Source organism: Brevibacterium sp. CFH 10365 (assembly GCF_009299785.1).
Classification (GTDB): Bacteria; Actinomycetota; Actinomycetes; order Actinomycetales; family Brevibacteriaceae; genus Brevibacterium; species Brevibacterium limosum.
The window spans coordinates 588,702-600,545 of record NZ_VIGO01000001.1 but is presented as its reverse complement, the minus strand read 5'-3'; the positions used below and the strand labels follow the sequence as shown (position 1 = coordinate 600,545).

The window sequence follows — 11,844 nt, the reverse complement described above, 5'->3', positions numbered from 1 at the left end:
CAGGCCCCGTCTCAGGCCCTCACCTCGACGCGCTCGGCGGTCGACACCCAGCGTGGGTCCGGCTTCACCAATGTGACCGCAACGACAACGACGAGGTTCGCCGCGACCGCCCACAGGCCGCCGTTGATGCCGATCAGCGGATCGAGTCCCGTGTAGTGGAGGGCCGCCATGGTCACCGAACCTACGAGGAGACCCGCGGCGGCCGCCTGCTTCGACATCCGCGACCAGTACAGGGACAGCAGCGCGGCCGGCACGACCTGCGCGAGTCCTTCATAGCTAAGCACCGAGAGCTCGACGAGCGCATCGGGCATGAGCAGGCTCATCACAAGGGCGATCACACCGACGGCCAGGCACACCCACTGCGACAGCATCTTCTGACGCAGACCACGGGCGGCAAGCTGTTCGGAGGTCATCGAGGCGGCGTTCTTCGGCCCTGCCAAACCGCCGCCCAACACAGTCCGACCCCACATCGATCCGATCGAGAGCATGTACACGCTCATCGGCACGATGGCGGACAGGGCACCGGCGACGCCGATGATCGCCACGAGCGGTGCCGGCAGGGAATCGATGACCACGGAGAACAGCGCGAGATCGGCATCCTTGAGGGCCGGGACGACGAAGAGTGCGGCAACGCCGACCATCATCGGCACCAACAGCAGCAGCTGGTACCACGGCAGGAGGATCGAGTTCCGGCGCAGTGCATTCGCCGAAGTGCCCGACAGGTATCCGGCGATCGAGGTCGGGAACACGGTGATGGTGATGCCGTTGAGGATGATCGTCGAGATGAACCATGCGCCTCCGTAGATGCCCTCACCAGCACCGGGGAAGGTCAGCCACTGGGACTTCTCCACCACAAGGCGATCGAGCAGCGGCGCCAGCCCGTCGAAATAGTGGAGAGGGACGTAGACCGCGAGGAATGCGACGGCGAGGATGACTAAGCCGTCCTTGAGCGCGCTCACCCACGCGGAACCGCGCAGACCGGAGAAGAGGATGAACGCCTCGGCGACGATGAAGGAGATGACGGCCGCGACCTTGAGGTCGATCGCCCCGTAGCTCATGGCGTTGACGACGGCGCCCATGCCCTGGATCTGCAGCTGGATGTAGGGAACGATGAACACGGTCGCGAGCACGGCGACGAGGATCGCGAGCCCGCGTGAGCGGAAGCGGTGCTCGACGATGTCGGAGAGGCTGACGAGCTTGTGCCGGGCCGCATACGTCCAGAACAGCGGGCCGACGAGGTAGGCGACGACGAGGCCGATGCTCAGGTAGCCGATGAGGTAGAGGATCGGCACGCCGTAGGAATACGACCAGCCGGCGGTGCCGAGGAACGAGAACGACGTGTACGTCTCACCGGCCATGAGCAGGAGGATGAAGACGACGCCGAGGCCGCGCCCGGACACCGACCATTCGTCGAGTGATTTCTCGCGACCGCGGCCGGACCAGATGCCGATGCCGATGGTCGCGAGCATGGCGAGGCCGAAGATGACGCAGGCGATGATTGCGGAGGAGCTCATTTCCCGGCCTCCGATCCGTCAGAGGTATCGTCGCCGGGTGCCGAGGAGCCGGTGCCGGCGGTTGTGCCCTCGTCGATCGGATGGTCCTCGCCGAAGGCGACGTCTGAGGGGACGTGTTCGGGAAGGTCACCGCGGTAGAAGCGGTCCCCGCGTGCGGCCATCCACACGCACAGCCAGGTCAGGATCGTGACGATGATCGTGTAGGAGACGATGAACGGCAGGCCGAAGATACGTGGCTCGACCGTGTTCGCGACGAGCGGGGTGAGGACATAGCCGATGACCGGAATGATGAGCAGGAATAGGGAGAACCGCCGCCGAGGTGGCCCCGACGGCGGTTGTGAATCGTGAGTCCGGGACATGCGCTCGCCCTTTCACCAAATCTGACGTCTTCGGCAAGATGACCCGGCAAGGCTAGTGGTGCGGGCCATGAGCGACGGAGAAGGGTCCGAATCGTGGAATCGCGTCGATGACGTGCGGCGCGGGAAGCGTCGTTCAAGCGTCAGCGCACTTACCGAGACGTGTGCCTCTCGATAAGTGCGCTGACGCTTGAACGACGCCGAAGCTGTCCTGGCCCGGCGGCCCTCAGAGCTCGGGCAGCAGCGAGATCGGGTTCTCGATGCAGTCGGCGACGAAGGTGAGGAACTGACTCGGCTCCTGACCGTCGCAGGCTCGGTGGTCGAAGACGAAGGACAGGTACATCACCTTCCGCACGGTCAGTTCGCCGTCGACGACCCACGGCCGGTCCTTGATCCGGCCGAGGCCGAGCATGGCCGCCTCGGGGAGGTTGATGATCGGGGCCGAACCGTCGACGCCGAACACCCCGTAGTTGTTCAGCGTGAACGTGCCGCCGGAGAGTTCCGCGGGATCGAACCTGCCCGAGGCAGCCTTTCCAACGGTCTCGGACACGGAGTCGCGCAGCTGCCTCAGACTCATTTCGCCGGCTCTGTGGACGACGGGAACCATGAGCCCACGCGGAGTCTGCGCGGCCAGGCCGAGGTTGATGTCGCCGTGGGTGACGATCTCTTCGGCGGCCGTGTCGATCGAGGAGTTGAGGATCGGGTACTTCTTCAGCCCGGCCACGACGAAGCGAGCGACGAGCGACAGCAGCGAATACTTCTCACCCGTTCTCGACTCGAGTGCGCGCTTCGTGTTGAGCAGCTCGGTGGCGTCGACATCGAGCCAGATCGTCGCCTCGGGGATTTCCTGCCGCGACTTCGTGAGGCGTTCGGACACGACCTTCCGCAGCCCCCTGATCGGGGTGCGGGTATCGCGGTCGGTCCGATGGGAACTCGCTGCTGCGGCATCGCCGGGGAAGGCGGGCACCTTCGCCGAGGCGGGTGTTCCGGATGCGGAAACGCTCGCTGAGGCGGCTCCCCGTTCCGTGCCCACGTGTGGTTGGTTCGCTGGTGGCTTCCCCGCGGGGACGTGGGCAGCGGCACCTGCCCCGGACCCGATCGCTGATTGCACATCGGCCCTGGTCACGACCCCGCCTGGGCCGGTGCCGGGCAGGTGCTTGGCGCTGAGGCCGTGATCCTTCGCGAGCTTGCGCACGAGGGGAGACGACACGGGGGAGACGTGACTGTCCGCATCCCTCGATGATTCGTCGGTGGCGGACACCGACGAGTCGACCGTGGAGGACGGTGACGAGCCATCAGTGGGTGCGTGCGCCTCGGTCGGCGGCTGCGATGGGGCATCCGGGATGACTGTCGGAACAGCGGGAGCCGCAGTCGGTGCGGCGGTAGATGTCGCAACCGGTGTGGCCGCGTGCTTGCCGCCGAACGAGCGTTTCTTCGTCGATCGGGTCTTCGGCTCCGAGGTGCCGTAGCCGATGAGGTTCGCGCCACTTGATTCGCCGGCGCCAGTCTCGCCGCCGTCGTCTGTCGACTCAGCGCCCGCGCCTGTCTCAACCCCCGCCTCGGCGACGGAGAGCAGGGGCTGACCTGCACTGACGGTGTCTCCGGCGTTCGCGTGGAGGCTGACGATCCGCCCGGCGTACGGGCAGGGGAGCTCGACGACGGACTTCGCGGATTCGACCTCGACGACCATCTGATCGACGTGGACCTCGTCCCCGATCTCGACCTTCCAGGAGATCAGCTCCGCCTCGGTGAGGCCTTCGCCGAGGTCGGGGAGGATGAACTCGCGCATCCCTGCCTCGCGAATCCCGGCACTCCGGCCCGTATTCAGATCAGCACTCATCACAGCTCCCAATCCCAGGACTCGAGCGCATCGAGCACGCGTTCGACGGTCGGCAAGTAGAACTCCTCGAGCTTCGGTGACGGATAGGGCACATCGAACCCGGTGACCCGCAGGATCGGGGCCGACAGAAAGGTGAAGTTGCGTTCGGTGAGGCGGGCGGCCACCTCGGCGCCGTAGCCGCCGAACTGCGCGGCCTCGTGGATGATAGCCGCCCGCGAGGTCTTGCGCACCGAGGCGGATACCGTCTCGTCATCGAATGGTGAGAGCGTGCGCAGGTCGATGACCTCGATGGACAGTCCGTGTTCGGCTCCGGCCTCAGCAGTTTCGAGCGCCGTGCGCACGGTCGGACCATAGGCGAGCAGGGTGACGTCGGTGCCCTCGCGGATGACCTGCGCCCGATTCATCGGTGCCGTCGTCACGGGCAGGCTCAGCGTCTCCTTCATCCAGTACCGCGACTTCGGCTCCATGAACACGACCGGGTCGTCGGAGGCGATCGACTCGCGCAGCAGCGAATACGCATCGGCCGGATTCGACGGCGTGACGACGGTCAGACCCGGCGTCGACGTCCAATAGACTTCCGAGGAATCCGAGTGGTGCTCGACTCCGCCGATGTCGCCGGCATAGGGAATCCGGATCGTGATCGGCAGGCTGACCCGGCCCTTCGTCCGGTTCCGTATCTTCGCCACATGGGACACGATCTGCTCGAACGCGGGGTAGGCGTAGGCGTCGAACTGCATCTCGACGACCGGACGCATCCCGTTCATCGCCATGCCGATCGCGGTGCCGATGATGCCGGACTCCGCAAGCGGGGAATCCCACACCCGGTTCGACCCGAATTCGGCCCGCAGTCCTTCGGTGACACGGAAGACCCCGCCGAGGCGGCCGACATCCTCACCGAAGACGAGGACGGTGTCGTCGTCGGCCAGACTGTCGCGCAGCGCGTGGTTGAGTGCCTTCGTCATCGTCACCGATGACGGGGCGGCCGTTGTCGTCGGTTCGGTGCTCGCCGAGGCGGCCGTGGCTGTTTCGTCGTTCACCGCGGTCGGATCGGTGGTCGGATCGGTTCCCGTCTCGACGCTCATGCGTGGCCTGCCGCCGCGAGTTCGGCTTCGAGGACCTGCTGCTGTTCGGCAAGGGCCGTGCGCGGGGTTGCGTAGACGTGGGCGAAGAGTTCGCGCGGGTCGATCTCGGCCTCGCTGTTCATCGCATCGCGGACGGACGCGGCCAAGGCCTCGGCCGCCTCGGCGACCTCTGCGACTTTCGCATCGTCAAGAGCCCCTGTCTGTCGCAGGTACTTCTCGAGGCGGTCGATGGGATCGAACTGCTTCCAGTGCTCGACCTCCTCGGCGTCGCGGTACTTCGTCGGATCGTCGGAGTTCGTGTGCGACTCCATCCGGTAGGTGAGGCACTCGATGAGGGTCGGACCATCTCCGTTGCGACCGCGCTCGAGGGCGGCGGAGACAGCGGCGAATACGGCGGCGACGTCATTGCCGTCGACGCGCAGGCCCGGCATTCCGTAGCCGGCGGCCCGGTCGGCGAGCATCGTCGCGTTCGTCTGCTCCCGCAGGGGAGTGGAGATCGCATACTGGTTGTTCTGCAGGACGAAGACCGTCGGGGTCTGCCACACGGAGGCGAAGTTGAAGGCTTCGTGGGTGTCGCCTTCGCTGCTGGCGCCATCGCCGAGGAAGGTCAGAGTCGCGGCGTCCGTTCCCCTGAGCTTCGCGGCCATCGCGAATCCCGTGGCATGAAGGGTCTGCGTTGCCAGCGGTGTCGCCGCAGGTGAGGCGTGATATTCGTGCGGGTCGAAACCGCAGTGCCAGTCCCCGCGGAAGGCGGCGAGGATCTCGGCGACGGGCACACCGCGGGTCAGCAGCGCTGCCGAATCGCGGTAGGTGGGGAAGAGCCAATCGTTCGGGGCCAGCGCGGTGGTGGCCCCCACCTCGGCGGCCTCCTGACCTGCCGCAGAGGGATAGGTCGCGAGCCGACCCTGCCGGGTCAGGTGAGTGACCTGCGCTTCGAACCGGCGGACGAGGACCATCTGCCGGTAGAGACCGGTGAGGGTGGCATCGCTGGGGATCCGCAGCCCTTCGGTCGGAGTGTCGGTGAGCCGGCCATCTGCGCCGATGAAGCTGATCGGCTGCAGCTGGGGCAGTGAGCGGCCTGTGGTGGGAACGTCAATGGTCATGGCCCCATGGTGGCGTGAGCGCAGTCACGATTCCATGGCTGACGTGCAGGTGAGGACGGGCGGCCAAACGTGTCGCGAACTCGGGACGAAGGGACCGGTTCCGGCAGGCCGAGTGGACGTTTGGCTGGGCGGTGAGGGCTCTTTCACACAGCCGTGCGTGCAAGTCCAGCGCAGTAGATCAACATTTCTTGTGCAATTTCATCTTTTTGGGGGATGTGCGGAGGCCGAGTATGAACATAACCTCTATACCGGCTGAGAACTACCGGAGTTCCAGCAGAGAGGAATCATGTGAAGAAGATGCTCATTGCAGGGGTAGCGGCAGCGGCCCTGACGCTGGGGGGTTTCAACCAACGCTGAAGCAGCAAGCTACACCTGGTATAACGCGGGATATAACGACGTGCAGAACGGCTCTCTCAACGCCCAGGTCTACTCCAATGGCAACCGTGTCTCGAAGGCCAAAGTCACGTACAAGAAGACGAAAGGTTCGGGGGTTTCGGTTAAGTTCGGATTCCAGGCGGTCAACAAGAAGGGCGGAGCTCAAGGCCCGGTGTCGTGGTCCGGAACCTACAAGATGAAGTCGAAGCAAACAAAGACAGCGACGTTCTCGGGCTCTGCGTCGTTGAGCAGCAAACGGCCATGCGCTCGTGCTCTGATGAAAGACACGATTTCGGGCAAGAACTACTACACGAGAACGCCGTTCTGTACAGGACTGTAAATGCTTAGATATCTAACTGCACTGCCCTACGCACTTCCGGTCGCGGCAGTTGGTGCGATCGTTGCAGCAGTAATCGCAAAGCCTGTTGGCCGACGGCTTCGAGAGCATCCAGTAATCGTGTTCTTCTGGATGGCGAGCGTGTCCTTTGTGATCGCTGCGACAGTGACACCGTCAGGGCACGCGCCGGGATTGAACGACGGTTTGACGACGACCCGAGTCTGGGCGTGGTCGTTCCCGGCCCCAGGGGCGCTATTCTCGGTCAATTGGCAGTCGATGAACCTGTTGCTTTTTGCGCCATTAGGGGTAGCTAGTGGACTGTTCCTTCGGTTCCGCCACATTGTCAGGGCCGCTTCCATTGCAGCGTTACTGTCGCTTGCTGTCGAACTTGTCCAGTACATGGTTATCCCGCTGGGCAGAGCACAGTTCAACTCAGCGACGGTCGTAATCGGATGGGTCGGGATTGTAGTGGGAATGCTGGTGGGAAGACTGGTAGCGAGCCAGATTCGGAAGACTAAACAAAAAGGGGATCAAGGCCAGCTGCAGAGCTGACTATGCCCCAAGTGTCAATACTTCAGACACGCAGATAGGGAACGAACATAGATGGGTCGAGTCGAATACGATGATTGGACTCCGGCCACACTGGATAGAACGGATAATTATGAAGAAGCTTGTCTCAATTGTTGGTGGGCTTGCCCTGGTCGCCGGTTCAACGTTCGCCGCGGGACCAGCATCGGCAGTGTTGAGTGAAGACATCCAGCCGGTAGCGTCTTCGCCTGCAGATGAAGACGCTCGAGTTGATTCGCTACTGAAAGACGGTGCCGAAGCAGACCCGCTGGAGCTTGTACCCGGTGCGACCACCGACCCTGACAAGGTCAAAGAGATTGACGAGTCGGGAGCTCCGGCAACTGTAGTGGTCGATCCTGACAACGGGAAGATCGTCGCAGCAAAACTGGAAACCACAATCTCGGCCCACAAGATATCAATTGTCGGCCCTGGGTGTTCGGCGGCGAGCGGATATTTCTGTATGAGGGGCTCTAATTACTACGGGTTCAAAGGAACTGGCTCTCTGTCCGGGAAGTGGAAGAGCATCAAGTGGTTCCACACCGGCAATAAGCAGGGTGCAGTTCGATATGGAGGAAAGTGGCAGGGCTGGCACCCGAAGAACCGGGCCGTGCAACTGACGAAAGCCGTTACAGTGACTGGGCTAAAACGGCAGTAAAAGAAAGAAACGCAACTGTCACACTAAACACAGCTGAAGCCATGGACTATTCAGCTTTCGGCATCGAATTATGCGCGTTGTATTTGGGAACGTTCTCAGCGCTAGATGCTTTCGGGGTCTCTACCCTGGTTCGCGGATAAGTCTGAAACCGGGACGTTGCGTCTAGCAAGCATGTGGACGCGTATGAGAGATTGCGTTTTTTGCCGCGTGGTTGCCTGCGTTCCCACATTGTTAATCGGCCTCGGAGAACTATATTTCGGGGCCGATTCTCATGCGTGCCGACGAGAGAGCAGCGGTGTCGGCTTGGCTCGGCATTCTTCGTTGTCGCGGTTGTGGACGACGACCGCAGGGTTGGCATCGAGGACGTTGAAAAGCCTTATCGATATCGCCCTCGCCAGCTCGTCACTTCTGGATTACTTCCTCCCGTCGATCGCATCAGCTCTCGGTGAGAAGTCCTCTCCGAGCGGGGCGATGTACGCCGTCCCAACCTTCGGCGCCGCAGCCCTCAGATCTCGCCCCAGCGATATCCGCGGGAGGTGAAGGCCTCGGCAGTCGCGGTCTTTTTGCCTTCGACATCTCCTTTGAAGGCCTGGTGCCCGCCTTCGGTGACGACGACGAGCTTGCCGTCGGCGAAGTATGCGGTCGAAAACGAGGCGCGGGAGATGCGCAGCGGGTGGTCGTCGTCTCGGCCGATGGTGATTCCGTGTTCATCGACGACCAGGGGAGTCGTCGAGGCGGCGATGAAGAAGGCGGCGATGAGTCCGAGCAACCCGCCGATGATCGGTCGGGCGATGACGACCCACGCCTGGTCGAAGCGGCTGAGCTTCTCGATGACGTCACCGAAAGGGATGGGGAAAGTCGCGGCAATCGAGCCGAGGGCTGGAAGGAAGAAGCCGAGCGCCACCCCGATGCCGATGCAGACGAGGCCGATGACGACGACGTCGCTCCGACTGAGCGCGAACGTCGCGGGGGCGTGGGGCTGCTGGGTTGCGAAGTCGTTCTTCTGCTGGGGCTGATCCATCACGTGCTCGATCCTCGAAGGCATTGTCGGTACTCAATGATACCAAAGTGGAACAACGCTGTTCCACAAGTAGACTGCTCTGTATCGTTCGCAGAGTCAGGGAGGGGTTGTGCCGGTGCAGGGAATGCGTCGATTGGGCCGAGAGGCGCTGGTCAGCGAGGCACTGACCCACCTTGCCGCGAACCCGCAGGCGTCGATGATCGAACTTTCACAGTCGATCGGCGTCGGTCGCACCACTCTTTACCGACATTTCGGTGATCGGGAGGCGCTCGTCGGCGCGGCGGCCCTGCTCGGTGCCCGGCGATTCGGTGAGGCGGTCATGAAGGCGCGTCCCGAAGCGGGCGCCGGTCTGGCGGCGCTCGAGCGGATCTGTGCGGAGCTGTTCACGTTGCCCGATGTGCTCACCCTGCTCTTCGCCGACAACCCGATCATCACCGATGAATCCTTCGCCGCGGCGGCCGCCGAGTCCCGTGCGGCCGCCGAGTCCCGGTCAGGCGCTGAGTCCAGCACGTGCGCTGAATCTGCGGATGCCGAGGATGATCCTCTCGAGGTCGTCATCGCGAGGGGGCAGGCGGACGGCTCCATCGATGAAAGTGTGCCGATCGGATGGGCGGCGGCGTTCGTCTACCTCACCATCGGCTCCGGACACCTCTACAGCGTGAGCGTCGGCGTCGACGATCCGACCGCACGCGCCCAGTCTCTCGAGCTGACCATCAGGGCGGTGCGGAAGACCCTCGCTTCTCCGGGAGGCTGAGCGCTGACCAGGGCGTGAACACCGACCGGGCCCGCAGAGCTGTGTGCGGTACCGCCGACTCCCGAAATGTGATCTCGGTGAAGCCGCGGGGCCATGCCGGGTCGGTTGTGTGGCGGAAGAGGTCGGGCTTGTTACCGTTATTGCTTCAGTTCATCCTCGGCAGGAGCAGTGCGTGTCTTCTTTCTTCGACAGTCCCGAATTCCACGGTATGGCAACGGGCGGCAGTATCAGCCACGACCCCGGCATGGGTGATCGGATGATGCGGGAGCTGGCACCGTACCTCAAAGCCGAAGGCGTCGACATCGACGATCCGAATGCGGACTTCACCGAAGCCGAATTCCATGCAGCCATGGAGAAGGCACAGGGGGAGTACAACCGTCGCCTGTTCACTCCGGTCGGTGCCCACCGCGGACTGGCTCTGGGGAAGCTGCGCTCCTTTTCCCTTGCCTTCGCCGAAGGCGATATCAAGCGCGCCGAGGCTGTTGTGGCCTCCCTGCCCTCGGATCCCGAGGACTTCAGACCGAGCGTGGCACAGGTGACCGGGGCGGCGATGGGTCTCGTCGACGAATGGTTCACCGATGACGCGCTCGGAGCAAAGCTCGGCGGTGTGATGGCACCGAAGTGGTCGGCGAAGAAGTCCCGTGCCGTGGCCCGCGACATCCTGGCCCTGGCCCACAAGGGGCGCGTCGTCGATAGCCTCGACCGCCTCATCACCAGCAACAGCGGACTTCCCGTCCTCGAGGGTTCCATGCTCGCCGTGGCCGCTGCGCTCGTGCGTCTGACCAAGCGAGACAAAGCTTCGGCGCAGGACGTCGTCGACGAACTCATGCCACTCGACGGTTATCCGGAACCGGTTGCAGGCACCTACGGCTCCACCGGCCGCGTGATCCAAGACGTCCAGAAAGCCCAGGACGGGCCTGCTGCAGAACAGGATCTGCCGGAGTGGCTCGGCGGTTCGAACGCTGCCGATGATGCAGCCGGTGCGGCCGGTGACCCGTCGGGCATCGACGAACGAATGGACGAGGTCGAGAAGACCGTCTACGAGATGCCGCTCTACCAGCGCTTCCGCGACTGGCTGGCCGAGACCTACGATGATATCGACGAGGACTCGGAGGTCTTCGACATCGCCCACCTCCTGTTCTGCATCGCCGTATCCTCCCGCGCAGATATCGACGAGCCGGAGGGAGTCGACGACCTCCTCGACGTCCTTGAGAGCTTCGCGGTCGACGGGCAGGAGGACGCCGAGAAGGCCGACGGCGAATCGCCTTCGACGGTGATCTTCCTCGACAGCCTCGAAGCTCTCGACAACTATCTCCGCTTCCGCATGGACACCGACGAGACCCCCGAACGCTGGAACTCCGCTCGCGCCCGAGCCGAGGCCGCGAGCATGCGCACCGACCCGCTGCCCTCGGCCCTGATGGCCGCCATCGAAGCCAATGCACTGAGCGAGGAGCAGCTCGCCCAGCCCATGCCGCAGAACCGCCTCGTCGCCGGCATCACCGGAATCCTCGCTTGGATCGGCGACTCCCGACCGCTGACCGGAACGGGACGCGTGAAGCGAGCCGATATCGCCGAGGCGGCCGGCAAGTTCGGCATCGACGCCGTCGGGGTAGCCTCGAACGCCCGGTACGAAGACGGTGTGAACTATGCGCGCAGCGCCGATGAGGTGCCCGTCCTCGAAGCGATGTGGGCCGTGATGCAGAGTGCTGAGATCACCGAGATCACCGGCACCAAGATCCGCCCGGGAAGCGCCGCCGACGAGTGGAAGAAGGGCGAGGTGAGCGCGGATACCGCACTGCCGGTCATCGGCGCGTTCATTCACGAACGGCTCCTCGACGTGGTCAACCTCGTCCCCGGCGACGACTACGCTGCCCCGGCGATCATGATCGCCCAGCGCCTCATCGAGATCCTCACTCCCGACTCGGCACCGGAACGCCCCGAACTCGACCTCGGCGAGGTGCGCAGCGAACGGCTCTCCACGCTCTTGGAGGACGAACTGCAGGAGCTCACCGAGCTCGGGCTCCTCACGGCCGACGGAGACACGCTGTCAGTCGAGCCGGTGTACAAGCGCATCGTCGCCGGTGCCGCGCTCATGCTGCTGTCGGGACCGCGCGAATAAGACGAGGCGAGACCAGGGGTGTCGGAGCGAACTGAGGTGGCGGCCTCTGGTCGGTGTTGAAAATAAGTGGTTGCACCTGCTGCGATCCCAGGTTAGGCTCACCTATGAGATATAGGGAACA

9 protein-coding genes are annotated in these 11,844 nt (G+C 63.8%); 3 read left to right on the top strand and 6 right to left on the bottom strand.

Translation table 11 applies throughout. The annotated features are described in order from the left end of the window. Window positions 1-11 precede the first annotated feature (11 nt). From FHG09_RS02525 to pdhA, 5 genes are all read right to left on the bottom strand, one after another. A complete protein-coding gene (locus FHG09_RS02525; RefSeq protein WP_152346106.1) occupies window positions 12-1,514 on the bottom strand; it encodes a sodium:solute symporter family protein in 1,503 nt (500 codons plus the stop codon). Next, window positions 1,511-1,873: a DUF3311 domain-containing protein gene (locus tag FHG09_RS02520; RefSeq protein ID WP_152346105.1), complete on the bottom strand. Its 363-nt coding sequence runs from the start codon at window positions 1,871-1,873 to the stop codon at window positions 1,511-1,513. Before FHG09_RS02520 ends, FHG09_RS02525 begins: the two co-directional genes overlap by 4 nt. Window positions 1,874-2,096: 223 nt before the next feature. Then, window positions 2,097-3,710 (bottom strand): dihydrolipoamide acetyltransferase family protein, encoded by a 1,614-nt coding sequence (locus FHG09_RS02515; protein ID WP_227492497.1) that lies wholly within the window; start codon window positions 3,708-3,710, stop codon window positions 2,097-2,099. Then, a complete protein-coding gene (locus FHG09_RS02510) occupies window positions 3,710-4,792 on the bottom strand; it encodes an alpha-ketoacid dehydrogenase subunit beta (protein WP_152346104.1) in 1,083 nt (360 codons plus the stop codon). The genes FHG09_RS02515 and FHG09_RS02510 overlap by 1 nt, the downstream gene beginning before the upstream one ends. Then, window positions 4,789-5,895, bottom strand: a complete 1,107-nt coding sequence (gene pdhA, locus FHG09_RS02505; RefSeq protein WP_152346103.1) for a pyruvate dehydrogenase (acetyl-transferring) E1 component subunit alpha — start codon at window positions 5,893-5,895, stop codon at window positions 4,789-4,791. Before pdhA ends, FHG09_RS02510 begins: the two co-directional genes overlap by 4 nt. A gap of 1,373 nt (window positions 5,896-7,268) precedes the next feature. On the opposite strand from pdhA, the gene FHG09_RS02500 reads away from it, so the two are divergent. Beyond that, window positions 7,269-7,829: a hypothetical protein gene (locus FHG09_RS02500; RefSeq protein ID WP_062860487.1), complete on the top strand. Its 561-nt coding sequence runs from the start codon at window positions 7,269-7,271 to the stop codon at window positions 7,827-7,829. A gap of 505 nt (window positions 7,830-8,334) precedes the next feature. Here the strand turns inward: FHG09_RS02500 and FHG09_RS02495 are convergent. After that, the gene (locus tag FHG09_RS02495; RefSeq protein WP_152346270.1) at window positions 8,335-8,850 is read right to left on the bottom strand and encodes a hypothetical protein; all 516 of its coding nucleotides are present in this window, start codon (window positions 8,848-8,850) and stop codon (window positions 8,335-8,337) included. A 109-nt stretch (window positions 8,851-8,959) separates the two neighbouring features. Between FHG09_RS02495 and FHG09_RS02490 the strand changes: the two genes are divergently transcribed. Both FHG09_RS02490 and FHG09_RS02485 read left to right on the top strand, forming a co-directional pair. Continuing rightward, a complete protein-coding gene (locus tag FHG09_RS02490) occupies window positions 8,960-9,604 on the top strand; it encodes a TetR/AcrR family transcriptional regulator (protein ID WP_227492496.1) in 645 nt (214 codons plus the stop codon). 172 nt (window positions 9,605-9,776) lie between these two features. Further along, window positions 9,777-11,723, top strand: a complete 1,947-nt coding sequence (locus tag FHG09_RS02485) for a hypothetical protein (protein ID WP_152346102.1) — start codon at window positions 9,777-9,779, stop codon at window positions 11,721-11,723. The last annotated feature ends 121 nt before the right edge of the window (window positions 11,724-11,844 follow it).

Bases quoted from the DNA above. Each gene is read 5' to 3' on its own strand.
- FHG09_RS02525 (WP_152346106.1), bottom strand. From the start codon at position 1,514: ATGAGCTCCTCCGCAATCATCGCCTGCGTCATCTTCGGCCTCGCCATG.
- FHG09_RS02520 (WP_152346105.1), bottom strand. From the start codon at position 1,873: ATGTCCCGGACTCACGATTCACAACCGCCGTCGGGGCCACCTCGGCGG.
- FHG09_RS02515 (WP_227492497.1), bottom strand. From the start codon at position 3,710: ATGAGTGCTGATCTGAATACGGGCCGGAGTGCCGGGATTCGCGAGGCA.
- FHG09_RS02510 (WP_152346104.1), bottom strand. From the start codon at position 4,792: ATGAGCGTCGAGACGGGAACCGATCCGACCACCGATCCGACCGCGGTG.
- pdhA (WP_152346103.1), bottom strand. From the start codon at position 5,895: ATGACCATTGACGTTCCCACCACAGGCCGCTCACTGCCCCAGCTGCAG.
- FHG09_RS02500 (WP_062860487.1), top strand. From the start codon at position 7,269: ATGAAGAAGCTTGTCTCAATTGTTGGTGGGCTTGCCCTGGTCGCCGGT.
- FHG09_RS02495 (WP_152346270.1), bottom strand. From the start codon at position 8,850: ATGGATCAGCCCCAGCAGAAGAACGACTTCGCAACCCAGCAGCCCCAC.